Source organism: Bacillus sp. WMMC1349, assembly GCF_013155385.1.
Taxonomy (GTDB): Bacteria; Bacillota; Bacilli; order Bacillales; family Bacillaceae; genus Bacillus.
In genome coordinates this window covers 1,986,032-2,009,424 of record NZ_JABJUQ010000007.1, presented here as the reverse complement: position 1 = coordinate 2,009,424, position 23,393 = coordinate 1,986,032, and the positions used below count along the sequence as shown (strand labels likewise).

At 38.0% G+C, this 23,393-nt stretch carries 23 protein-coding genes; 16 read left to right on the top strand and 7 right to left on the bottom strand.

Annotation, left to right across the window (positions count from 1 at the left end):
* Positions 1 to 196: 196 nt before the first annotated feature.
* Positions 197 to 844: a lysozyme family protein gene (locus tag HOO54_RS12580; protein ID WP_172295734.1), complete on the bottom strand. Its 648-nt coding sequence runs from the start codon at positions 842 to 844 to the stop codon at positions 197 to 199.
* A gap of 238 nt (positions 845 to 1,082) precedes the next feature.
* On the opposite strand from HOO54_RS12580, the gene HOO54_RS12575 reads away from it, so the two are divergent.
* On the top strand, positions 1,083 to 1,334 hold the full coding sequence (locus tag HOO54_RS12575; protein WP_172295732.1) for a YnfE family protein: 252 nt from the start codon (positions 1,083 to 1,085) through the stop codon (positions 1,332 to 1,334).
* A gap of 114 nt (positions 1,335 to 1,448) precedes the next feature.
* Positions 1,449 to 1,769, top strand: coding sequence for a Zn(II)-responsive metalloregulatory transcriptional repressor CzrA (gene czrA / locus HOO54_RS12570; RefSeq protein WP_172295730.1), 321 nt, complete (start codon positions 1,449 to 1,451; stop codon positions 1,767 to 1,769).
* Here czrA and HOO54_RS12565 read toward each other — a convergent pair.
* Positions 1,747 to 2,262 carry a CcdC protein domain-containing protein gene (locus tag HOO54_RS12565; protein WP_253907671.1) on the bottom strand — a complete coding sequence of 172 codons (516 nt, stop codon included), beginning with the start codon at positions 2,260 to 2,262 and terminating at the stop codon, positions 1,747 to 1,749. The genes czrA and HOO54_RS12565 overlap by 23 nt on opposite strands.
* Before the next feature lie 93 nt (positions 2,263 to 2,355).
* Here HOO54_RS12565 and HOO54_RS12560 point away from each other — a divergent pair, with 93 nt between their 5' ends.
* The 3 genes from HOO54_RS12560 to HOO54_RS12550 are packed head-to-tail and all read left to right on the top strand — an operon-like array spanning position 2,356 to position 4,075.
* The gene (locus tag HOO54_RS12560) at positions 2,356 to 3,291 is read left to right on the top strand and encodes a helix-turn-helix transcriptional regulator (protein ID WP_172295728.1); all 936 of its coding nucleotides are present in this window, start codon (positions 2,356 to 2,358) and stop codon (positions 3,289 to 3,291) included.
* A gap of 53 nt (positions 3,292 to 3,344) precedes the next feature.
* The gene (locus HOO54_RS12555; RefSeq protein WP_172295726.1) at positions 3,345 to 3,626 is read left to right on the top strand and encodes a zinc ribbon domain-containing protein; all 282 of its coding nucleotides are present in this window, start codon (positions 3,345 to 3,347) and stop codon (positions 3,624 to 3,626) included.
* A complete protein-coding gene (locus tag HOO54_RS12550; protein WP_172295724.1) occupies positions 3,623 to 4,075 on the top strand; it encodes a GyrI-like domain-containing protein in 453 nt (150 codons plus the stop codon). Before HOO54_RS12555 ends, HOO54_RS12550 begins: the two co-directional genes overlap by 4 nt.
* Positions 4,076 to 4,217: 142 nt before the next feature.
* On the opposite strand, the gene HOO54_RS12545 is transcribed toward HOO54_RS12550, so the two are convergent.
* On the bottom strand, positions 4,218 to 4,517 hold the full coding sequence (locus HOO54_RS12545; RefSeq protein ID WP_172295722.1) for a LysR substrate-binding domain-containing protein: 300 nt from the start codon (positions 4,515 to 4,517) through the stop codon (positions 4,218 to 4,220).
* Between HOO54_RS12545 and HOO54_RS12540 the strand changes: the two genes are divergently transcribed.
* Together HOO54_RS12540 and HOO54_RS12535 are read left to right on the top strand one after the other, a co-directional pair.
* The gene (locus tag HOO54_RS12540) at positions 4,503 to 5,111 is read left to right on the top strand and encodes an ATP-grasp domain-containing protein (protein WP_172295720.1); all 609 of its coding nucleotides are present in this window, start codon (positions 4,503 to 4,505) and stop codon (positions 5,109 to 5,111) included. The genes HOO54_RS12545 and HOO54_RS12540 overlap by 15 nt on opposite strands.
* A 99-nt stretch (positions 5,112 to 5,210) precedes the next feature.
* Entirely contained in the window at positions 5,211 to 5,366 is a 156-nt protein-coding gene (locus tag HOO54_RS12535) for a hypothetical protein (RefSeq protein ID WP_172295718.1), read from the top strand.
* Between the two features lie 210 nt (positions 5,367 to 5,576).
* On the opposite strand, the gene aprX is transcribed toward HOO54_RS12535, so the two are convergent.
* Positions 5,577 to 6,905 (bottom strand): serine protease AprX, encoded by a 1,329-nt coding sequence (gene aprX / locus HOO54_RS12530; RefSeq protein ID WP_172295716.1) that lies wholly within the window; start codon positions 6,903 to 6,905, stop codon positions 5,577 to 5,579.
* Positions 6,906 to 7,213: 308 nt separating this feature from the next.
* Between aprX and HOO54_RS12525 the strand changes: the two genes are divergently transcribed.
* On the top strand, positions 7,214 to 8,056 hold the full coding sequence (locus HOO54_RS12525) for an SDR family NAD(P)-dependent oxidoreductase (RefSeq protein ID WP_216664772.1): 843 nt from the start codon (positions 7,214 to 7,216) through the stop codon (positions 8,054 to 8,056).
* Positions 8,057 to 8,357: 301 nt separating this feature from the next.
* Here the strand turns inward: HOO54_RS12525 and HOO54_RS12520 are convergent, their stop codons facing one another.
* On the bottom strand, positions 8,358 to 10,343 hold the full coding sequence (locus HOO54_RS12520; protein WP_172295712.1) for a methyl-accepting chemotaxis protein: 1,986 nt from the start codon (positions 10,341 to 10,343) through the stop codon (positions 8,358 to 8,360).
* A gap of 96 nt (positions 10,344 to 10,439) precedes the next feature.
* Positions 10,440 to 11,528, bottom strand: coding sequence for a GerAB/ArcD/ProY family transporter (locus tag HOO54_RS12515; RefSeq protein ID WP_172295710.1), 1,089 nt, complete (start codon positions 11,526 to 11,528; stop codon positions 10,440 to 10,442).
* A gap of 140 nt (positions 11,529 to 11,668) precedes the next feature.
* Between HOO54_RS12515 and HOO54_RS12510 the strand changes: the two genes are divergently transcribed.
* From HOO54_RS12510 to HOO54_RS12480, 8 genes are all read left to right on the top strand, one after another.
* Complete coding sequence (locus HOO54_RS12510) at positions 11,669 to 13,246, top strand: spore germination protein (protein WP_172295708.1); 1,578 nt, start codon at positions 11,669 to 11,671, stop codon at positions 13,244 to 13,246.
* Positions 13,247 to 13,269: 23 nt separating this feature from the next.
* A complete protein-coding gene (locus HOO54_RS12505) occupies positions 13,270 to 14,460 on the top strand; it encodes a Ger(x)C family spore germination protein (protein WP_172295706.1) in 1,191 nt (396 codons plus the stop codon).
* 280 nt (positions 14,461 to 14,740) lie between these two features.
* Positions 14,741 to 16,432: a ribosomal protection-like ABC-F family protein gene (abc-f, locus tag HOO54_RS12500; protein WP_172295704.1), complete on the top strand. Its 1,692-nt coding sequence runs from the start codon at positions 14,741 to 14,743 to the stop codon at positions 16,430 to 16,432.
* Between the two features lie 134 nt (positions 16,433 to 16,566).
* Positions 16,567 to 16,692, top strand: coding sequence for a hypothetical protein (locus HOO54_RS24750; protein WP_301539284.1), 126 nt, complete (start codon positions 16,567 to 16,569; stop codon positions 16,690 to 16,692).
* A 4-nt stretch (positions 16,693 to 16,696) separates the two neighbouring features.
* Complete coding sequence (locus HOO54_RS12495) at positions 16,697 to 18,268, top strand: spore germination protein (protein ID WP_172295702.1); 1,572 nt, start codon at positions 16,697 to 16,699, stop codon at positions 18,266 to 18,268.
* A 24-nt stretch (positions 18,269 to 18,292) separates the two neighbouring features.
* The gene (locus HOO54_RS12490; RefSeq protein WP_172299529.1) at positions 18,293 to 19,396 is read left to right on the top strand and encodes a spore germination protein; all 1,104 of its coding nucleotides are present in this window, start codon (positions 18,293 to 18,295) and stop codon (positions 19,394 to 19,396) included.
* Positions 19,380 to 20,585 (top strand): Ger(x)C family spore germination protein, encoded by a 1,206-nt coding sequence (locus HOO54_RS12485; protein WP_172295699.1) that lies wholly within the window; start codon positions 19,380 to 19,382, stop codon positions 20,583 to 20,585. Before HOO54_RS12490 ends, HOO54_RS12485 begins: the two co-directional genes overlap by 17 nt.
* A 41-nt stretch (positions 20,586 to 20,626) precedes the next feature.
* Positions 20,627 to 21,736 (top strand): spore germination protein, encoded by a 1,110-nt coding sequence (locus tag HOO54_RS12480; RefSeq protein WP_172295697.1) that lies wholly within the window; start codon positions 20,627 to 20,629, stop codon positions 21,734 to 21,736.
* A gap of 33 nt (positions 21,737 to 21,769) precedes the next feature.
* Here HOO54_RS12480 and HOO54_RS12475 read toward each other — a convergent pair whose 3' ends face one another.
* The gene (locus HOO54_RS12475) at positions 21,770 to 23,263 is read right to left on the bottom strand and encodes an MDR family MFS transporter (RefSeq protein ID WP_172295695.1); all 1,494 of its coding nucleotides are present in this window, start codon (positions 23,261 to 23,263) and stop codon (positions 21,770 to 21,772) included.
* Positions 23,264 to 23,393 lie beyond the last annotated feature (130 nt).

Here is a 23,393-nt window from a genome sequence, read left to right as displayed (position 1 = left end):
AGCCTTGGATTCAATATTAAATGACCTACTGTTATACCTACTAAAGATGCTATTGTTACCCAATATGCAGCAGGGTTCCATCAGTCCAACTATATTGAGAAACTTTTTTTCGTTCTTTATCTCATTTTTTCTGTTTCTTTAATTGTACAGTGAATTCCGAAAAAAGAACTGGACGTACATATACATACGTCCAGTTTTATGAATGGCTTGTTAAACCTTCAATCTGTTGTTCAATTTTCTTTGTTCGTTCCATCACTTTCTCAGCATAAGAAAAATCTCCAAAACAGTAAGGATAGCGGAAGTTATCCTTGTTTCCTCCACAGTTATACAGCTCGGGGTTTTTTTTCGCTTGTTTTTTGGAAAATGTCTTTGCCAGTTTTTCCGTATGCTTTCCTCCATTTTTCGCAACATACTCAATATAGCCAGATCCCATATTATAGCTTTGAATAATTGCTTTTAAATCGACTCCATTTTTCTGCCCTTTTTGATACATATCTACAAAATGACGAACACCTTGTTTAATACTAGTATTCGGATCGTCTATTTCATTTCGTTTTAAACCGAGAGATTCTGACGATTGCATGGGATCACTACCTTTACCTTTTGACTCCTGATACATAATGCCAAGAAGAATGGAGGTATATTGTTTAAGTCCATTTTCTTCTAGTTTATCTTCTACAAGAGGCTTATAGTCTTTCAATCTCTCCATAATAATAGGTTCAGTGTCGAGCGGAAGCCATTTCAATTGTTCAAGACCGAAAAGGATAAAGCAAATAAGGAAGACAAACAAGAAAAAAATTAAACAGCCAGCTTTGGCAACACACCCCATCTTCTTTCTCTTCATCGTTTCACCTCTTGTAAAAGTCTGCACAACTTTTTTATTATGACATATTCTAAGAGTTAACATCAAATGATATATGGTTAAATATTTTATCATTTTCCGACAGAAGACTCCCACTTCAATCAAACCGCAAGGTCGATAAGTGGGGGTAGTTCAATTATCCGTCTATATAACCAGTGCATAAAAACAAATCATTCGGTAAATGATGAGTCTAGTGGGAAAAAGAAAGGAGATTTTTATGATGGATCAATTGAAAAACTATGTTGAAATAGTCAAAAAAAATATCGAAACAATGAATGCTTCTGACTACTATGGAAAAGAAGATGATTTAAAAAGGCAGGAGGAAGAAATCGAAAAATACGAAAGATGGTTAAAACAAGAAAGTGTTTCAGGAGACCAATTTGATCAAATTGTTGATGCAGCCGTAGATTGTGCTGCTGGAGATATTTCTTTTTCTCAGTTGGAAAATGTCTATCGGAAAGGAAAAAGCTAGCATCCCGTGATTTTTGGGATGCTAGTTTGCTATCAAAAAAAGTGAAAGCTTTTCAATACGGCTTCTTTTAGTATATGATATGTATGAACATATCGTACGGAAAAGGTGAAAAACATGAACGAGCAAAATCAAAAACAGAAGCGTATTGAATTAGATGAAGAAACTTTATTTCTTGTCTCACAGACGTTTAAAGCACTCTCAGACCCGACGAGAATCAAAATCCTTCATTTGCTTTCTCAAGGGGAGTATTCAGTAAATGAAATCGCAGAAAAACTTAGTCTTCTTCAGTCAACGGTTTCCCACCAACTGAGGTTTTTAAAAAACTTGAGGCTTGTGAAATCCAGAAGGGAAGGGACGTCTATTTTCTATTCTCCGGAGGATCAGCATGTATTGGATGTCCTTAAGCAGATGATCAATCATACCCAGCATGATTAATTTGCTTTTTAAGAATAAAAAAAGAGAAACCGATGTAATAGACAGCCAGTACAAAAAAACAGATCATTGTTGCAGGATCTTCTGAAAAGAACTCACCCCACGCCAAGGAATGCCCTTCCGTTAATGCTTGGAGAAACTTGAGATTCATGATTCGATTAAAAAGCCGAAATGAAAATATAGACAAAATCGCAAGCTCAACCCACAAATGTGTCCGATAATAAAGAGTGCCATCACGGTATTCAAATGAAATGTGTCTGAGAGCATATACCGTTAATACCAATCCTGCAATAATTCCAACTGTATCATATAGATATGCTAAGGGATTAAAAGCGCTCATCGTCAGCAATAGAGCAGTAAGGATAGAAAAGAGAAACAGTCTGATCACTACTCGAACCTGCTGAATGGGCTGAAAACCGAGCGCTTTTTTTAATTTTAGAAAAACAATAAAGCAGACGGCAACCAGCAAATTTAGGCTGTAAAAACTGAACTGCAACTTTTTTAAACCTCCCTTAATTCAAATATATGTACAACTTCTTCAGATTGGAACCGAAAAAACAAATGGAAAAAAGGGAGGATGATCGGTGTTATGAAGATTGACCGCTTGCTCGCGATTGTTGTCTTGTTAATCAGCCGGCGACAAATTCAGGCAAAAGAACTTGCTGACTTATTCGAGGTCTCAGTCAGGACAATATACCGTGATATTGAAGCGATAAATCAGGCCGGTATCCCAATTATCACGTCTCAAGGATCAGGAGGCGGAATTAGCATGATGGAACAGTATCGCTTGGAAAACAAGCTGCTTTCGGCGGATGAACTGGCTGCAATCACAACTGCCCTTGAAAGCGTATCATCAACTTATAAATCATTTCATGACGGAGCCGCATTGCAAAAGATTCGCTTGCTCGTCTCAAAGGAAGAATGGCCTAAATTCCGTGAAAAAACGGAAAAATGGTTTATTGACATTTCTTCATGGGGAGAAAGTAAGGGAATAAAAGAAAAAATACAGCTGTTCAATCGAGTGATAGATCATGCAAATAGTGTATCGTTTACATACGTTAATAAAGACGGCAAAATAGGAGAGCGCCGTGTCGAACCTCATACTCTTGTCTTAAAGGCAAGACATTGGTACCTGTATGCCTTTTGTCTTGAAAGACAAGCTTTTCGTTTTTTTAAACTCGTTCGAATAAAAGATATTCATATTTTTCAAGATCAGTTTAAAAGAAGAGAAGTTCATTTGAGCGAACTTCCCTGGGAGACAGAATGGCATAAGCCTGAAAATATGACAGATCTCACGCTTTTGATCAAACCGTCAGGGGAATCTTTAGCAAGAGAATGGTTTGGCTATGATTCTCTTACATATAAGAACGGATCTTGTATTGCGTCTGTTTCATATCCGGAAGATGATTGGCTTTACGGCTTTCTATTGCAATTTGGAACCCATATTGAAATTCTCCACCCCGCACATATCCGCCAAAAAGTAAAAGAACTCGCAAAACAAATTAATGATTTATATGAAACCTGACACAATGTTGTCAGGTTTCGTTTTGTATGATGTAGGTAAAGGAGGAATGAAATATGAATCAATTATTTTGTCAAAGCTGTGGTATGCCAATGAATGAAGAATTGTTTGGAACAGAAGCGGTTGGGAGTAAAAATCATGAATATTGTCTTTACTGCTATGAAAAAGGTGCTTTTAAACAGCCTGATGCCACACTAGAAAACATGATCAATCTATGTGTCCCATATGTAAAGGAGGCCGGTAAGTCAGAAACTGAAGCAAGAACTTTATTAGAAAGTACACTACCACATTTAAAGCGTTGGAACTCAGCTGAAAAAACGGAAGGACAAACAAAATGAGCTTTTCCCATTTCGAGATTTTAGATAAAAAAAGATTTGTCGGAAGGTCGACAGTGACGAACAATAAGCTTGAAATATCGGGAGCAGGGAAAATACCTTCACTGTGGACATTATGCAAAGAAAAAAATGAAGGATCACAAATCGCTTTATATTCTAATTATGAATCTGATGAATATGGCACATATACTTTCTCACTCGGCAGTTTTACTGAACTGCAACCCGAACAATCAACCCATAATGTGATCACACTCCCAGCTTCCACATATGCCGTCTTTGTTTCACGACGGGGATTGGTAGAGGAAGTAGTGCTAGAAACATGGCAAGAAATTTGGACATGGGACAAAAAATCATTGCGGACATATACCGGAGATTTTGAAGTATATGATCATATAATGGATCAAAAAGATGCTCAAGTTGCGATTTATGTAGCTGTTAATCACATCATTTGATGCTTAAAGCTGGCTATTAAGTTATCTAACCACTGTGCTTTCGTTGCATGGTGGGCTTTTTTGTCTGTTGCTTGTAGGGGATTCAAAATTCAGTCTTTTTCTTAATACATAATCGATCAAGACAGGATTGAGCGGTACGTCATCATTTAGGATTTGAGCTCTTCATATCTTCTAATACGATTTGTACGAATTGAAGTGCAGGATCTGAAAATACATCTTCTTTTCTAATACACATTGATATCGGATTTTTTAAATTAATTCCCTCTACATCAACCTTTGCTAAATTGCCGTTAAGAATATATTCTTTGACTTCAAGAGCTGAAACAAGTGTTATTCCATACCTTTCCATAACTGCTCTTACCGTTTCGCTTAATCCATTAAATTGTAATCCAACAGTCGGTTGATTTACATTGTTCGAAAAGCTAGTTTGGCAGTTCCCCATTATTTAAAAGTTGAATCGGCTATTGATATCTATCATTTTATTCAAAAACACGGTTATCCTGTCATTATTAAACCAGTCGCTGGAATGGGTTCCATCAGTACAACAATATTGCGCGATCGTAAAGACTTCATAAATTATCTTACGAGCGGGGTAGAAGAAAATATGGAAATAGAGACATACATTGAAGGTGACATGTATCATATTGATGGATTTGTTTTAAATGGAGATGTTGTTCATTGTTGGCCGTCTAAATACATAAATGGATGTCTTGCATTCCAAGAAGACAAAGCACTTGGAAGTTATCAGTTGAGCAGAGATAATCCATTAACACAAAGATTAATCGATTACACAAAAAAGGCGCTTGCGGCACTACCAACACCAGAAAACACTTCATTTCATGCAGAAGTATTTTATAACACCAGTGATGAATTAATATTTTGTGAAATTGCGAGCCGAACAGGAGGGGGATATGTACGTCAAACCATTCAACAAGCATTTGGGTTTGATATGAATTATTTAGTCACACAAGCACAATGTGGATTAGCAGTAAAGCCTGCTTACGATTTTCAAGGTCCAAAGGTACAGAGTGGCTGACTGTTAATTCCTCCAAAGAAAGGTTTACTTAAGGAAATACCATGTCGTCCTTTTGCCAATTGGGTCACAAAACAGGATCTGTCAGCAAAGCTAGGTCAAATGTATAATGGTTCATCATCAAGTGTAGATGCGATAGCCGGTTATTGCATTTCAGGTGATTCGGAAGAACAATTAGTTAACCGGATTCAAGAGTTGGCAACATGGTTTGATCAATCATCTGTTTGGGAGGATAAACAGACATGTTCCCAACACTAAAGAATCATATTATGATCTCAAACATGTGCTAAAACTGGTGTAATCTTTATCATTTCCCGGCACCGATGACCAAGGTTTTTTTATATTTGAAATTAGTACGAAAAAAGCACATGTTCAATTTACAGAAAATATAGATCCGATCAAATCAGAACTTAAGGATGATGGACCCGCCCGAATTCATCCGAAAACGGGCGGGATTTTTTCGTAACATTAGCTTTTGGGGACAGAATGTTCAGCATTGATATAACCAGCACCATAAATGTTTGGATCCCTGTCTTTCCAGAGATCTGTTCCGTTCTTTAAAAGACTTTTTACCTCATCAGGTTTTGCATTAGGGACTTGTTCAAGAATAAGTGCGGCAATGCCTGCACAAATGGGTGTAGCCATTGATGTACCGGACAGTTGTAAATAATCTGTACCAACTCGACTTGACTTTTTCAGTTTATCCAAGAAAGAACCAGGTGAACGTAGTGAGATCACATCAGTGCCCGGTACTAAAAGATCTGGTTTTACTTTCCCATAAATTGTCGGACCTCTGCTTGAGTAAGGGGCTACAGTGTCATCATCCCGGTTTAATGTGTCATGGTCATCCAATGAGCCGACCGTAATGATCTTGTTACTGACCCCGGGACTAGCAATTGTTTTAGCATCGGGACCGGAATTTCCTGCTGCTGCACAGACAACAATTCCAGCGTTCCACGCTGTTTCAACGGCTTTGACGACCGGATCTTCCTGTTCATTTTCATATTGAATCGCCTCTGCTCCAAGGGACAATGAAATGATATCTATCGGATCATCGGGATTTTTTTCATTAAATTGAATACACCAGTCCACTCCTTGAATCACGTTTTCCAGTGTACCTGCTCCGATTTTGTTCATCACTTTTACTCCAATCAAATCTGCTTGAGGTGCAGGTCCACGGTATTTACCAGCAGAAGAAACTCCGTTTCCGGCAACATCACCGGCACAATGGGTTCCATGACCATTATCATCATAGGGCTCAGTTTTTTGATTGACAAAATCTTTAAATGCTCTAATTCTACCCTCAAGGTCTTGATGAGGGTATATTCCGGTATCTACAACCGCTACTGTTACCCCTTTTCCAGTTAATTTTTGCTGATTTCTAATGACTTCTTTTGCATGACTTGCTTCGACTGCAACATTCAATAACGTGTAGACTGTTCGATTTAAATAAACTTTGCGAATATCTTGGCATTGTGAGAGAAGAGATTGTAACACAGCAGGTGTGACTTCAGCACTGCAACAGTTAATATTAGGAAAATGATTTTTTAGTTTGTTTCGTCTCTTTTGTTGAATGACTTGATTTACAAACTGACAGCCTTGGTGATAGCAGTTGCCTTCAAATTCGATAATAACCGATAGTTTTTTATTTTTCATCAGCGCTTTTTCAAATAAACTGTGGAAGAAACAAGGAGTCCATTTAAAAGGTTTATAAAGGCTCAAAACTCTTTCCCTAAGAGGGCGATCTAGTTTATGAGCGTTTGCCCTAACCATTTGAACCATATGCGACCCGAACATTATATCCACCTCTTTATTATTCTTTCTGATAATCTATGAATTAGAGAGGAATCTCGTCAAGTTGGTTGTCCTTATTATTGTAGAAAAGGGGATTTATCCGAAACTCTTTATTAATGTGATTCGGCTAAGATTGTGAAAGAACTTTCCGATAACTGGCTATAACATTTAGGAAAGTACTGGATTTATGAAGATCAAGAATTATACAATCGGTTTATGTTGTTAAGGGAAGGGTTATCTCAAAAGAATTTTATAATAGAGAAAAAAGATAGAAATCGTTGTGACAAATCATGATAAAAGGAGAAAATGCAGTGTTTAATTTAAGTGGGAAAGTTGTACTAGTAACAGGTGCTACTAGAGGAATAGGGAAGGGAACTGCTATAACACTTGCAAAGAATGGAGCGATTGTATATTTTACTGGAAGAACGGAAAAGGAGTTCCAAGGTGCAGTAAATCTTGGAGGTTCTCTGGAAATGACAAAACAGGAAATTGACCGGGCAGGTGGCACTGGATATGGTATTAAATGTGATCACAAAGATGATATGCAAACGAAGATGGTCGTGGATAGGATTATTTCAGAGCAAGGGAAAATAGATATATTGGTTAATAATGTTTGGGGCGGATATGAATATTTTAATGATGGAACTGAATTTCGGAATGAAAACGGATTCTGGACAGTTCCAATTAGTCGCTTTGATAGTATGTATGAATCAGGTGTGAGGGCACACTACGTAACAACTGTCTATACCGTACCAACGATGATAAAACAAAAGAATGGACTTATCATTAATCTATCTTATTGGTCAGCAGAAAGAAACGATATGGGTGTTGCATATGGTATGGCAAAAACCGCAACCAATAAAATGACTGAGACAATGGCACATGAACTTAAAGAACATCATATTAGTGTTGTGACGATTTATCCAGGACTAGTAAGAACTGAGTCAGTCATCAAAGCAGCAGACTTTTTTGACCTATCTCATTCTGAATCAACAGAATTTGTCGGATTAGCAATTTCCGCTTTAGCAACGGATTTAAATGTTTTGAAAAAGAGTGGAACAAAACAAATAGCGGCCCAAATTGCATTAGATTACGGGTATAAAGATATCGATGGGAAACAACCTATTCCACTAAATATAACAAATTGTCAATAGAAAACTCTGGAGATTTGCTCGCTTTCCGCGAGCCTCCCCGGAGCTTGTTGCTTACTCCTGTGGGGTCTGATTCAGTTGATAAAGGACTTTTTAGACAGTTTCTGTGCATTTTATAACTTGAGAAAACTGAATAAAAAGGAAATTCATTATTTATGCACGTCATAGATAATGGAATGTTGAACTACCCCCACTTATCGACCTTGCGTTCTGATTGAAGTGGGAGTCTTCTGTCGGAAAATGATAAACCAAACATTGTGAAAAAGAGGCTCCCTGATCACGATGATCAAAGAGCCTCTCTGTGTTATTCAATTTTAAATTTTTTCGTTAAATCGCGTAGTTCTTCTGCCATTTGTTCAAGTGTTGCAGAAGATGAGCTGATTTCTTCCATGGAAGCCAGTTGTTCTTCTGCTGAAGCCGCAATGTCCTGAATGCTTGCAGTGCTTTCTTTGGAGACATCTGAAATCTCTTCAATCGCTTCTGATATTTCTTGAGATCCGCCAGATAATTGTTCAACAGCGGCATTCATCGTTTGCAGTTTACCCGCAATTTCATTTGTCGTCTCATAAATGTGTTTAAAGCTTGCTTCGGTTTCTTCTGTGATCTTCAGTCCTGACTGCACTTCTTGATTGACTGATTTGAACATATTGAGAGAGTGTTCAATTTCTTTGACAATGTCTTGAATCAAGGTTTCGATTTCTTTGGCGGAATCTGCTGATTGAGCAGCTAATTTCCGTACCTCTTCAGCAACAACTGAAAAACCTCTACCTGATTCTCCGGCACGTGCTGCCTCAATTGCAGCATTTAATGCCAGCAAATTCGTTTGATCAGCAATTCCATTAATAACACGCAAAATAGCTGTGATGTCTTTTGATTTTGATTCAAGCCCAATCACAACACCTTCGGCTTGTTTGACTGATTGATCAATCGAATTCATTTGCCCAACGGTTTTTTGGACAAGCTCTCCACCGCTTTCAGCAATCTTTGTTGATTGAACAGATGATTCTGTGATCGATTCTGAGACATCACTCATTTCCCGTAACATGCCATTCATTTGATTGAGTTGATGTGAGCTTGTTTCAACTTTTTCACTTTGGCTTTCTGCTCCATCTGAGAATTTTTCAATTGCTAATGAAATATGTTCTGTTGCCTTGCTTGTTTGATCTGCGCTTGCTGTCAACTGTTCAGAAGATGACGCCACATTGACCACAGACTCTTGAATTGTACCGATTAATACACGCAACGATTCAGCCATTTCGTTAAAACTTGTGGCAAGCTGACCGATTTCATCTTTGGAACGGACCTCGATTTTTTGGGTGAGATCACCATTGCTAATCTGTTTTGCTGAGGATACTAGCTGATTCATAGGTTTGCTAATCCCTCTAATGATAAAGAAAATTAAAATACTGCCTAGTATAATGGCACCGATTAATATATAGATTGCCATATGGAGCGCAGGTTTTGCAGCGTTTGAAATTTCCTCGGTGAACATCGTTCCACCGATTTTCCAGCCGGTCAATTTGTTTGTGGCAAACTCCATTCGCTTTTCTCTGCCCTCAAAAATATAGTCAAATGCACCATTATCTTTACTGTACATTTGTGTGACCCAGTCGCCTTTTCCTTGAGTTCCGGCTTTAATTGATGGGTGAGCAACATATTTTGTATTGGCACTTGAGATAAAAGCAAATCCTTCTTCACCAATTTTGACTTTATTTGATGCTTCAATCAATTGATCAATATTAACATCAAGACCAACAACACCTGATCCGTCTTCATTTGCTTTGGCAATTGTAATCACCATATGACCATTTGATGCAGACTCATAAGGCTCTGTCACAATGACTTCGCCTTTTTTCTCAACAGCTTGTTGATACCAGACTCTTTTTTGCGGATCATAGTCGCTCGGCATTTTTTGATAAGGCTGGTTAACATATACGCTATCTTTTGACCCTGTAAAAATACCTTCAACATCTTTATTTTGCGCTTTGTATTGCTCAAACTTTGCTCGCAAAGTTTTTTGTCCTTTTTCTTTATAGGTATTTTTATCTATTACATTACTGAAATATGTAATAGTGTCAGCCTTTTTCTCAAGGTTTTGGTCAATTAGTTGATTTAATTGATCAACACTGTTTCTTGCACTTCTCATAATTTCTTCTTCAAGCGATTGGCTTGCTGTATGATATGAGCTAAAAGCAAGTACTAAAATAGGAACTGTTAAAATAAAGAAAAATGAAAACATGAGTTTTCTAGAAATTGACGGACGAATTATCCGGTCCAATACTTTTTTCATAATCATGACTCCTTTTTTTAAACTATGGAATTTATATCGGACGAAGATCATGATTTTATAAGTTTTAATTTACAAAATAATTTAGTAGGTATTTCTTTATTGTCTTAGCCGTTTCCGAATAAAATCAACAACAATTAATAACAGTGGAATGATCAATCCGAACAGGGGAAAGACCGTACGAAGTGCGAGTTTTCCTTGTTCCATATGGGCAATAAAATTTTCCGCGATCGCAAATGAAAGAGCTAAGATGATCAGGCTAATGGGAGTCACTAATTTTCTTGAATTTTTAATATGAAACAAATCTCCTGCACACTTAACGGCTGCAAAGGCAAACACAGCAACTTTGAAAAAGGCCCCAATAACAAGTAAGATCACAGCAAATCCTTGTAAACCTTGAATAAATCCAGCTATATTAATTTTTTCGACAAACTGGAGAAATGGAAATGTGGCAGTAGATAAATTTGCTACCCCTAATGTTGTCAATTCGAAAGTAATTGTCACTGTTAAAATCAAGCCGCTTAAAATCGTCGCAATGAGTCCATATTTCATGCCTGTTTTAGGGGTATTTAAAAACGGAAAAACGGCAATAAAACAAATTAATTCGCCATGTGGAAAAAAAATACGATAGGGAAACACAGTGTTCAAGACTGGTTTCCAACCATTTTCTAAAACTGGTAGCAGATTTTCTGGATGAATCACATCTGAACCAATGATTGAGATAAAGGTCAAGGTAATCATAAAAAAGACTAACACAATGATTAATTCCCCAGTCCTTGCTAAAACTTCTATTCCGTGATATAAAGCATAGCTAACAAGAAGCATTATAATTGCACTAACAGCAAACATGGGTGTTCGATCATATTGCAGTAACAACAGCTCAGAAGCGTCACGTAAATCCCTTGATGCACCATAAATAAAAAAAACGATGTATAAAAGACTAACCAGATAACCGAGATACTGTCCAAAAATTTTTCGGATATATTGAGTTGGCAGTAAATCCGGATATTGATGATAGAGGTAAAAATAATGGAGCAATAACACGATACCGCCTGCTAAACCTAGCAATTCTGCAAGCCAAGCATCTTGTTTGGCTTCTACTCCTAAAGGAACAATTAATGCTGTTCCTAACTCAAATAAGATAATTAAAGTAAATAATTGGTAGGGGCTAATCTTCGCTTTCTCCATGTTGCTTCAACCTCCAGCACACACCTATATATCTTCAGTCATTAACAAAAATGATTGTTTATAAACAGTTTGATGAAAGGGTATGATCTTTATAAATGATGGAATATTAATCATAAAATGATAAAACGGCAGGAGAAATGATGAAATTTTTCAAAAAACGATACAATCAATATTTAGAAAATGTGAAACAGCAAACTGCAAATCAAGCAGGCGGGCTTGAAGAATCTCTTAAAGATAATATTAGAAAAATTGAAGATGCACTTGGCAGAAGCGATGATATTGTCACTAGGGAATTCCGAATCGGAAAGGCTGGAAGTTTAAAGGCAGCGATCATTTATTCAAGTGGCATAACGGATGGACCTTCTATCCAAAACTTTATCTTGGAATCGTTAATGCTCAATTTACGTGGAACGGACATTTCTTTGGAAGACAATCCATTTAATCTGATCGAAGAGTCTGTTTTAACAGTCAGTGATTTAAGAAATCTAACCGATTATAATACGCTATTTGACTCACTTTTAACAGGTCATGTCATATTATTACTAGATGGTTATCGGCGTGCATTTGCCATTAATATGAAAGGCGGAAAAGACCGCGGTGTTCAAGATGCATCAGTTGAAAACACTGTTCGTGGTCCAAAACAAGCGTTTGCCGAAAGTTTACGGACCAACACGGCACTGCTTAGACGAATTATTAGTGATCAAAACCTCTGGTTTGAAACAAGGAAAATTGGTACCGTAACAAAAACAAAAGTTTCAATTGCATATATAAAGGACCTCGCCAATGACAAAATTGTCGAGGAAGTCCGAAGACGTCTAGATCAAATTAAAATCGATAGTATTTTGGAAACGGGCTATATTGAAGAGCTTATTCAAGATGAAACGTTTACACTGTTTCCAACGATCTTTCACACAGAACGCCCTGATGTTGCAGCAGGTGAAATGCTTGAGGGACGGATCGCGATTTTTGTTGATGGAAGTCCACATGCGTTAATAGTCCCGGCATTGTTCGTTCAGTTTTTTCATACAGCTGATGACTATTATCAACGGGCAGATATTACGACACTTCTGAGAATTCTGCGTTATATCGGATTTTTCATAGCACTTTTTGGACCGTCTTTATACATAGCGATCACGACTTTTCATCAGGAAATGCTGCCAACACCATTGCTTGTTAACTTGGCGGCACAGCGTGAAGGGGTTCCTTTTCCTGCTTTTATTGAAGCATTTTTAATGGAAATCACCTTTGAAATTCTCAGAGAAGCTGGTGTTCGTATGCCAAAAACAATTGGACAAGCTGTTTCGATTGTTGGGACACTAGTGATCGGAACCGCGGCGGTTGATGCTGGAATTGTTTCTGCTGCCATGGTCATTGTTGTCGCGGTTACAGCGATATCTAGTTTTATTGTCAGTTCCTTTAATCTATCTATTTCCGTGAGAATTTTGCGTTTTATTTTTATGGGACTGGCCGCTTCATTTGGTTTGTTTGGAATGATTACCGGTTTAATTGCTCTTGCCATTCATTTATGCAGTTTGCGCTCATTCGGTCTGCCTTATATGGCTCCATTTGCTCCATTTATTCTTGTTGATCAAAAAGATGCGATTTTTCGACTGCCACGCTGGTTCTTATTTTCCCGTCCGCGTTTAATCAGCCAAAAAGATGTCAGACGTGAAGAAACACCTTCACCAAAGCCGAGTTCAGAAAAACAGAAAGAATGAAAGCAGAGAAAGGAGCAACAGAGTTGAAAAAAAACAGCATATTATTGTTCATTCTCTTGCTTTCTGTTCAGCTTTTAACAGGATGCTGGAATAGATTAGAATTAAATGAACTGGGAATTGTCGGTGGGATGTCGATCGATAAAAAAAACGGAAAGCAAGTTGTTACAACACAGGTCATTAATCCTGGACAGGTTGCGGCTAAGCAGGGCAAAGGACAGGAAGCACCGGTAATTACGTATCGGGAAAAAGGAGACACCATTTTTGAAGCGATCAGAAGAATGGCAAAGTCGGCAGCCAGACGATTATATTTTTCCCATTTACGAATTCTTGTTATTGGCGAGGACTTGGCGAAAGATGGAATTGGGGATATCCTTGATTTTGTATCGAGAAACCATGAATTTAGACCTGACTTCTTCATTGTCATCGCCAAAAAAACGAAGGCAGAGGACGCATTAAGAGTTTTGACAGCATTAGAAGAAATACCAGCAAATAAACTGTTTTCAGCCCTTGAAACATCTGAAAAGGTCTGGGCGCCTGCCATCACATTAAAACTGGATAAACTCATCTCAGATACTGTAAATGAAGGAATTAACCCTCATGTTACTGGATTGCGCGTGATCGGGAGCACTAAAAAAGGAGAAAGAACAGAAAACATACAACAAAGTGACCCGGATGTCAAACTAAAATATGATGGTATGGCAATTTTTAAAGATAATAAACTGACCGGTTGGATGAATGAAAAAGACAGTAAAGCAGCTAACTATGTATTAGGTGATGTTAAAAGTACAATTCAAGAAGTATTTTGTTCAGGGGGAAGGGGGAAAGCAGCAATTGAGGTGATTCATACGAAAGCTAATGTATCGACGAAACTTAAAAATGGCTCATTAAAAGGAAACGTTCAAATCAATGTGGAAGCCAATGTTGGCGAAGTTCAGTGCAACCTTGATTTAACAAATTCAAAAACGCTCGATTATTTAGAAAAGAGGGCAAGCAAGCGACTGAAAAAGCAGATTGCCAAGGTCATTAAAAAAACTCAGACGGAATATAAATCAGATATTTACGGATTTGGTGAAGCACTTCATCGTTCACATCCAAATTACTGGAAGAAAGTCAAAAAAAACTGGAACGAGAAATTTACAGCTATGCCTATCAATATTCAAACAAACATAGAAATTCACAGAGTCGGTATGATTGGCAAACCACATGTTAAATAATAATTGACAAAGACTTCCTCTATTCGTATACTGTTGTATAACTACATGAAAGGAAAAGGTATAGGGGACATGCATCATTTATCTTATTTTCCAGCGTTTTAATTTAAAAAACGGAAACTTGGAGAATAGGATGAATCTGCCCTTTTATGCCTTTTTTGCGTCTGCCTTAACGTAAGGTCATTCATTCTGTCATCATGTATAAAATTGGCTTATTTTCCTCTTCCAAGTTTTTCGTGAAGAGGTTTTTTGTTTTGTCATTTAATATATAAGAGGTGAGATGATGACAGTTATAATCAAAGTAAGCGGTTTACACAAAAGTTTTGGAGATCAACATATTCTAAAAAATATTCATTTCCAAATCAAACAGGGAGAACGAATTGGTTTAGTCGGATCAAACGGAACAGGGAAAACAACAATCGCAAAGATATTGTCAGGTCATGCAGGAGCTGATGACGGCTCTATCCAAACAGAAAGCAACCTTAAAATTGGTTATTTGGAGCAATCAATAGATTATTCAATCAAAGATTTCCATCACATTTTAACTGAAGATGGCAATGGAAGTTTATTTCAGTTGACAAGTCAGTTAGGTCTTACAAATATTCAGAATTGGCATAACGAGAAAATTCATCATTTGAGCGGCGGGGAAAAATTAAAGCTAGCTCTCGCTTCTGTTTGGACTACAGCTCCTGATCTTCTGATCCTCGATGAACCGACAAATCATCTTGATTTAAAAGGGATCAATTGGCTAATTGAAGAACTGAAAACATTTAAAGGAGCTGTATTGATCATTTCCCATGACCGGTATTTTTTAGATCAATCAGTTTCAACTATTTTCGAACTTGAAAATGGGGAGTTGGATGTTTATCAAGGAAATTACTCTGCATACAACAAAGAGAAAAAACGGCTTTCTGAAGCTTATCTACATCAATATGAAGTTCAGCAAAAACAAACAGAAAAAATCGAATCGCAAATTACAAAGTTTCAAAATTGGTCTGAAAAGGCCCACCGGGAATCAACTAAAAAGGATGGGTTTAAAGAATATTACCGGGTAAAAGCTAAAAAATTAGATCATCAAGCCAAATCGAAAATAAAACGGTTAAAAAAAGAACTTGAAAAACACAAACTAGAAAAACCACAGGAAGAAGCAATCAATTTTCAGTTTGTATCTGGCGAAAAAAGAGGTAAACGGATATTTACGGCTAAAAATGTTACAAAAGCATTTAATGGACGAATGTTGTTTTCAAATAGCAACTTTTATATTCAGCATGGTGAGCGGATTGGCTTAATTGGACATAATGGTTGTGGAAAAACGACTTTGCTCCGGATGATGTTAGGAACGGAACAAGCTACAGCTGGAACACTGTGGAAAAGCCCGTCTGTAAAAGTTGCGTATTTAAGTCAAGACGTCTCTGATCTAAAGGAAGAGCAAACGGTGAGAGAAGTACTGCAATTATCTGATGAGCAAGAAATAAAAAAAGCGCGAACCATTTTGGCGAATATGGGGATTAAAAAAGAACGATTTCATCAAAAAATTGAAGCGTTTAGCTTGGGCGAACGGACAAAAATCAAACTGGCAGCTATGATGTTAAAGGATTATCATGTTCTGATTTTAGATGAACCAACAAACCATCTGGATTTGCCTAGCAGAGAGCAACTTGAAGACACGTTATTAAAATTCGCCGGGTCGATCATCATTGTTTCACATGATGTCTACTTTATAGAAAAATTGTGTGACAAACTTCTTATATTTGAAGAGGGATGTATAAAACGGATTGAAACAGGAATAAAAGCAAGTCAGCAAAGACAAAAGCAACCGATAAAAGAGGTTGAGGAGGAACTTCTCCGAATCGAAAATCGAATCGCTATCATTCTCGGGGAGTTAGCACAACTATCCCCTCAAGATCAAAAATATGCTGAACTGGATGAAGAATTTTTAAGACTGCTGAAGAAAAAACAAATACTTGCTAAATAAACATAAGGAAAGAAGTCATTTTCGTTTTTATAAGGAAGTGGCTTTTTTAGATTTGTGGTTTAAATTACCACATTTATAGAAGTCATCCAAGGTAATAATAGGATAAAGAAAAGTATTGATGAAGGGTGATCAAAATGTGGAAAACGATTTTATCCTATCTTCCAGACTGGGTGATTATCATGCAGGCTTTTTTGACTTTTTTGGTTCCGTACGGCATCTCAAAAGTATTTCATTGGATGCGTGCGCCAGAAGGTGAGTAAATAAATGAGATGGTGGAAGTCAAAAACAAGACGAATTAACCGGCAGTCTGTGAAACAGAATCACCCTAATCATCCGGTACCATCACTTGATACAACTGGCTTTATGAGTGGAAGTTTTGAGCAAGATCTGGACATGGTCAAGGCTGAAATAGGAGACCAAGCAGATGTTAATTTCCGTGAATTTGAGATCGGACGTATAGGTCTCCGGGCTGCAATTGTTTTTATTGATGGTCTCTCAGATAAAGAGCTAATTGATCAACATATTATGAAAGTGCTAATGGCTGATTTCTCTAAAGAATATAAAATAGAGATTTCTAAGATAGAAAATCATCTGTCTGATCTGATCAAAAAACAAATTTTATCGATCAGTACGATCACAGAGGTCAATCATATTAACTCGTTAGTGCAGGAAGTGCTGATGGGTGCGACGGCGTTGTTAATTGAGGGTTCACAAGAAGTATTTATGTTAGGAACAGCAAAAGGAAATGAGAGGAATATTGAAGAGCCTGCATCAGAAGCTTTAGTTAGAGGACCGCGGGTAGGTTTCACAGAATCGCTTAGTACAAACACATCATTATTAAGACAACAAGGACGGAATCAAAATCTGTCGCTGATTCATTCTCAAGTGGGAAAAAGGTCTAAAAAAAGTCTTGTTATCGCTTACATTAAAGAAATTGCAGATCAACAACTAATTGAAGAAGTTCAAAAAAGAATTCAAAAGATGGACATGGATGCTGTTCCTGAATCTGGATATGTTGAGCAGATGATTGAAGATAACTATCTCAGCCCATTTCCACAAGTGCAAAGTACGGAACGTCCAGATAGGGTAATGGCGGCTTTAATGGAAGGTAGAGTTGCGATTCTCCTGGATGGAACACCTTTTGTGTTAATTGTCCCTGTTACTTTCAGTATGCTGTTGCAATCGCCTGAAGATTATTATGAGCGTTGGATCGCTGGGTCGCTTGTCAGAATGTTAAGATTTGGTGCGGCAATGGCTTCACTGCTAGGTCCTGCACTATATATTTCGTTTATTTCGTTTCATCCAGGGCTGATTCCCAGTGAACTGGTCGTTTCCATTACCGGATCAAGAGTAGGGGTACCGTTCCCTTCTCTGATCGAAGCGCTAATTATGGAAATAGCCATTGAAATTATGCGTGAAGCAGGTCTGCGGTTGCCTAAACCAGTAGGTCAAACGATCGGAATTGTCGGTGGTCTTATTATTGGAGAAGCTGCTGTACAAGCGGGCATCGTCAGTCCAATTATGGTCATTGTCGTTGCGGTAACAGCGATTTCTTCATTTGCGATTCCACAATATAGTGCGGGAATTTCTTTGCGAATGCTAAGATTTGTGGCGATGTTCTGTGCCGCAATGTTTGGATTATACGGTGTAATCATGTTTTTCCTCATGCTTGCCAGTCATGCAGTCAAGTTAAAAAGTTTTGGTGTTCCATATGCCGCACCTGCTGTTCCATATCGGTTTAATGATTGGAAAGATTTTGTTGTTCGGATGCCACTTTTAATGATGAAACGCAGACCGAAAATGTTGAGACCGGAAAACACGAAAAGAAAAGAATAAGACAGGGAAGGGAGTGAGCCATTCATCATGAACATGTCAGACGAACGTCTTTCCACTACACAAACAACTGGTCTCATTTTTAATTTCGTGCTAGGAACAGGAATTTTAACACTCCCACGAACATCGGTAACAGAGGTAGGGACACCTGATGTTTGGCTGACTCTTGTTTTCGGGGGAATCATTGCACTAACGGCCGGATTCTTCATGATCAAACTGAACAAACAATATCCAGAAAAAACCTTTTACGAATATACTCAGGATATTACCGGCAAATGGATCGGATATTTGATCGGTTTCGTATTTGCCAGTTATTTATTAGCTCATGCCGGTTTTCAAATCCGTTCGATGTTGGAAATTACCCTTTTCTTTTTATTAGAAGGGACACCTCGTTGGGCACCAGCAATGATTTTTATTTGGGTGGGTCTGTATTTGGCGCTCGGTGGCATAAACGCGATTGCTCGCCTAGTTCAAATTGTTTTTCCGATCACAGTGATCTTGTTTTTATTGGTGATTTTGATGAGCTTCGGCATCTTTGAATTAGACAATTTGCGTCCAGTATTAGGTCAAGGAATTTTACCAGTGATAAAAGGAGTGAAAGTCACCGCTCTCTCCTTTTCAGGACTTGAAATCGTGCTCGTTTTGATGCCGTTTATGGCACAACGGGATAAGTCGATGCAAGTCATTTTAATAGGTACAGTCGTCCCGTTGCTTTTTTATATGATAACGGTTGTGATGGTCATTGGTGCTTTATCAATCGATGGAGTTGTTGCCCGGACGTGGCCAACAATCGATCTGATGCGAAGCTTTGAAGTGGAAGGGTTAATCTTTGAACGTTTCGAGTCGATGCTCTTGGTGATTTGGATTATGCAACTGTTTAATACATTTGTTATTTCCTTTTATGGTGCTGCATTAGGTCTGTCTCAACTTCTTAAAAAAAATCTTGCTCCGGTACTGTTTGGCTTACTGCCTATTATTTATCTGATTGCGATGATGCCAAAAAATATTAATAGCATGTTTGCATTTGGAGACATGATTGGCAATAGCGGTGTCTGGATCGGCGGAGTATTACCCCTAATCTTGCTATTGATCTCAAAGATGAGGAGGAGAAAGCATGAAAACCATCATTAACACGCTTCGTTTTTTATCTATTTGTTTGCTCTTTTTTTTAAGCGGATGCTGGAGCAGCCGTGAAATTGAAGAGCTGGGCTTAACATTTGCTATCGGGATGGATAAAGGGAAGGAAACATCCATTGAAAAAAAATTTAATCAAGTCGGTGGGAACTATCCGAAACATGACGAGATTACATTAACATATCAATATGTCAACCAGCAGACAGCGGGTGCAAAGGTTGCTGGTGGAGGCGGCGGTGGAGATCAAAAATCGTATATTAATGTTTATCAAACAGGTGATGCCACACAGCAAAATGTGAGAGAAATAGCATTGCGAAAAGACAGGCCTGTATTTGGACCCCATTTAAAGGTGATTGTCATTGCCGCTGAACTGCTTCGTACATATTCATTAGAAGAATTACTTGATCAATACCTTCGCGATGATGAAATCAGACCAAGTAGTCTTGTCCTTGTCACAAGAGGGAAGGCAAGAGATACTTTAGAGTTAAAGGACGTAGGTGAAATGCCAGCATTTCGCTTACGGGAAATTATTAATAATCGCTATCGTGCAAAAAAGATTTTGCCTCCCATCACACTTGCCAAATTAACAGGCATGCTTAGGTCTGGGACAAGCTATCTACTGCAAAATGTTGCTGCTGCAGATGGTGAAATTAAATATGCTGGGGCTGTGGCGATAAATGGAAAAACAAATAAACTGCTCGGTTATTTAGATGAACATGATATAGATGGTGTGATGTGGATTAAAGGCAAAGGAACCGGTGGTACTGTGACAAGTTATGAGGACAAAACGAAAAAGTTGACCGTCTATACAATTGAAACTTTAAAAAGTGAAATCAAGCCGATTGTCAAAAAAAACCGTCTTATATCATTTGACGTAAACATAACATCAGATGGTCATCTTGCAGAAAACAGGATCTTAGCAGAAGAAGCTTTTGATAATAAATTTTTAGAAAGAGTTGAAAAAAATTCGGAAAAAACAGCTCGTCAATCAATTAAACACTCAATTGAAGAAATGCAAAAAAAGTACAAAGCAGATCTAGCCGGGTTTGGAAATAGTGTAAGAATTCATCAGCCAAGATTGTGGGAAAAGCTGAAGAAAAATTGGGATGAAATATTCACTGAGATTCCGATTAAATTCCATGTTGACTTGACAATTAAAGATTATGGTACAGTAGGTGATCAGTAACGGACAAGATTCAAACCAAGAAAGGCGGTGAAATTGACGCCATGATTCGTTCTCAAGATAAAATATCAACTTCACAGGCGATCGTTGTTTTTGTCAGCTATACGATGGCAGCAGGGATTCTTAGTTTACCACGAACAGGTGCGGAAGCAACGGGTACACCGGATGTCTGGCTTGCTGTCATTTTTGGCGGTATCATTGCAGCCGTTAGCGGAATCATTTTAACAAAATTAAGTCAAGAATACCCGGAAAAAACGTTTTTTCAATATGGTGAACATATTATTGGGAAATGGCTTTGTATATTGATCAGCCTGTTTTTTATTGAACACTTTGTGACAATTGCTGCTTTTGAAGCACGGATCATGGCGGAAATGATCGGCTTTTATTTACTCCGTAAAACGCCTCAATGGGCGATCATCATGGTGATGATGTGGGTTGGATTTTATTCAATTAAAGATGGGATGGGATCCATTACCCGTCTGTTTGAAATCATTTTTCCAATTACAGTGATTATTTTTATCACGGCTATTTTTATGAGTGTTGGCATATTTGAACTTGACAATTTACGTCCCGTTTTGGGAAAAGGTATCATGCCAGTGCTAAAAGGAACAGAATCAACGACGCTTTCCTTTATCAGCGCAGAAGTCATGGTTTTTTTGATAGCCTTTATGAAAAAACCGGAAAAAGGTGTTAACGTTGTTCTCATAGGAATATTGATTACAATGTTGATTTACCTCGCCACCGTTGTTTTTGTCATCGGTGCCTTATCTTTTGAGGGAGTAACGGGGAGGACATGGCCGACAATTGATTTGATGAGAAGTTTTGAAATTTCCGGATTAGCGTTTGAACGGTTTGAATCGTTGTTTCTAGTCATCTGGATTATGCAGTTATTTGCGACGTTTGCCATATCATATTACACCGCATCACTTGGTTTAAGTCAGCTGTTCAGTAAAAAAATTAGACCGATCATGTATGGGTTGCTGCCGGTCATGTATTTGATTTCAATGTATCCTAAAAATCTAAATAGTGTATTCTCATTAGGTGATTATGTTGGCTATGTAGCAGCTGTTTTATTTGGGGTCATACCGATCCCGTTATTAATCATCGCCAAAATGAGAAAGAACAGAGGGAAAACATCCGAAAAATACTCATAAAAACAAAAGCTGGAGAATTCCCCCAGCTTTTAGTCATTTATTTTTAGCTCTTAATTGAACCCGATCCTTCGGCATCAACAGAACGAATAAAAAGGCTGCTGACGCAGGTACAATCACCCATGTAAAGGTATGTACAATCGAGCTTGATAAGGCTTCCGTAATCTGATTTAAAATTTCAGATGGGATGGAAGATCTTGCACTTGATAAAATCTGACCAGCATCATTTGGAGAAGAAAAACCCGTCATTTCAGTCGTTGACAATTGATCTGAAAAACTGTTTTTTTGGATGATGCCAAATACGCTGGCACCGATTGTCATACCAAGTGAGCGGACAAAGTTGCTCGTTGAAGTTGCTGAGCCGCGCTGCCTTTGATCAAAATGATGAATAGCCGCCATACTCAAGACAGAGAAAGAAAACCCGACACCTAAGCCAACAACAATCATATAAAGTGTTAATAATAAACGGGGAGTTTCCATATTTAATGTACTTAATAAGGAAAAACCGCTGATCAGGATAAGCCCAGAGATCATCATAATATTTCGATAGCTGATTTTTGTTGTTAAAAACCCACCAAGTTGGGCTGATACAACAGAACTGAGCATCATTGGCAAAAGAACGAGTCCAGAGTTCGTCGCAGATTCGCCATAAACACCTTGTACAAAAATGGGAATCTGAATCGTTGCCGAAATAAATGTTCCCCCATAGAAAAAGCCAACAAGTGTACTTGAAGCAAACAGCCGGTTTTTAAACATTTGGAGTGAAACAATCGGTTCGTTCACTTTTCGTTCAATCATAAAGAAACAAGTAAATAATAGAGCAGATCCTCCAAAGAGCATTATAATGACACTTGAACTCCAAGCATATTGTTGACCGCCAAGTTCGAGTGCGAACATGAGACAAACAACTGCTCCCACAAGTGTCACGATACCAAACCAGTCGATTTTATGTTTTTCGTGCTGTTTCGCCTCTTTATAAAATAACAGAATCAAAATAAAAGAAATAAGACCAAGTGGTAGATTAATATAAAAAATCCAATGCCAACTGATGTGATCTGTAATATAGGCACCGATGAGAGGGCCGAAAATACTGGATAACCCAAAAACAGCTCCGAACAATCCTGACACTTTGCCTCGTTTTTCAAGAGGAAAAATATCAAAGATAATCGTAAAAGCAATCGGAATAAGTGCGCCGCCGCCAATGCCCTGAATCGTTCTGTAGATGATCAGTTGTTCAATATTTGTTGCTGTTCCACATAAAGCAGATCCGGCCATAAACATGATACTACCAAAAAGAAAAAAACGTTTGCGGCCATACATATCAGATAATTTCCCGAAAATCGGCATACCAGCCATTTCAGCGACCATAAAAGCGGATACGACCCAGACAAAACTGTCAAGTCCACCAAGATCGCCAACGATTGTGCCCATGGCGGTCACAACAATGGTGTTGTCCATTGAAGCCATAAAAATCGCCAGCAATAAACCCGCTACAATCAATCCTAACCTTTGATGTTTAGTATGTGACAAAGTAACTGCGCTCCTTTAAACAAATTCGACCTTAGCAAGCCGCTAAGATATTATGATTTTAAAGAAGAGCCTTGCATAAGTCAAGAAAAAATAAAACAAATGTTCGATTTTTATTTTTTCAAAAGAAGCA

Excerpts from the sequence above, each read along its gene's own strand:
- aprX (WP_172295716.1), bottom strand. The coding sequence starts at position 6,905 with ATGTTCGGGTCGCATATGGTTCAAATGGTTAGGGCAAACGCTCATAAA.
- abc-f (WP_172295704.1), top strand. The coding sequence starts at position 14,741 with ATGACAGTTATAATCAAAGTAAGCGGTTTACACAAAAGTTTTGGAGAT.
- HOO54_RS12560 (WP_172295728.1), top strand. The coding sequence starts at position 2,356 with ATGAAGATTGACCGCTTGCTCGCGATTGTTGTCTTGTTAATCAGCCGG.
- HOO54_RS24750 (WP_301539284.1), top strand. The coding sequence starts at position 16,567 with ATGTGGAAAACGATTTTATCCTATCTTCCAGACTGGGTGATTATCATG.
- HOO54_RS12550 (WP_172295724.1), top strand. The coding sequence starts at position 3,623 with ATGAGCTTTTCCCATTTCGAGATTTTAGATAAAAAAAGATTTGTCGGA.
- HOO54_RS12580 (WP_172295734.1), bottom strand. The coding sequence starts at position 844 with ATGAAGAGAAAGAAGATGGGGTGTGTTGCCAAAGCTGGCTGTTTAATT.
- HOO54_RS12575 (WP_172295732.1), top strand. The coding sequence starts at position 1,083 with ATGGATCAATTGAAAAACTATGTTGAAATAGTCAAAAAAAATATCGAA.
- HOO54_RS12535 (WP_172295718.1), top strand. The coding sequence starts at position 5,211 with ATGTATAATGGTTCATCATCAAGTGTAGATGCGATAGCCGGTTATTGC.
- HOO54_RS12515 (WP_172295710.1), bottom strand. The coding sequence starts at position 11,528 with ATGGAGAAAGCGAAGATTAGCCCCTACCAATTATTTACTTTAATTATC.
- HOO54_RS12555 (WP_172295726.1), top strand. The coding sequence starts at position 3,345 with ATGAATCAATTATTTTGTCAAAGCTGTGGTATGCCAATGAATGAAGAA.
- HOO54_RS12545 (WP_172295722.1), bottom strand. The coding sequence starts at position 4,517 with ATGGGGAACTGCCAAACTAGCTTTTCGAACAATGTAAATCAACCGACT.
- HOO54_RS12480 (WP_172295697.1), top strand. The coding sequence starts at position 20,627 with ATGATTCGTTCTCAAGATAAAATATCAACTTCACAGGCGATCGTTGTT.
- HOO54_RS12510 (WP_172295708.1), top strand. The coding sequence starts at position 11,669 with ATGAAATTTTTCAAAAAACGATACAATCAATATTTAGAAAATGTGAAA.
- czrA (WP_172295730.1), top strand. The coding sequence starts at position 1,449 with ATGAACGAGCAAAATCAAAAACAGAAGCGTATTGAATTAGATGAAGAA.
- HOO54_RS12520 (WP_172295712.1), bottom strand. The coding sequence starts at position 10,343 with ATGAAAAAAGTATTGGACCGGATAATTCGTCCGTCAATTTCTAGAAAA.
- HOO54_RS12485 (WP_172295699.1), top strand. The coding sequence starts at position 19,380 with ATGAAAACCATCATTAACACGCTTCGTTTTTTATCTATTTGTTTGCTC.
- HOO54_RS12495 (WP_172295702.1), top strand. The coding sequence starts at position 16,697 with ATGAGATGGTGGAAGTCAAAAACAAGACGAATTAACCGGCAGTCTGTG.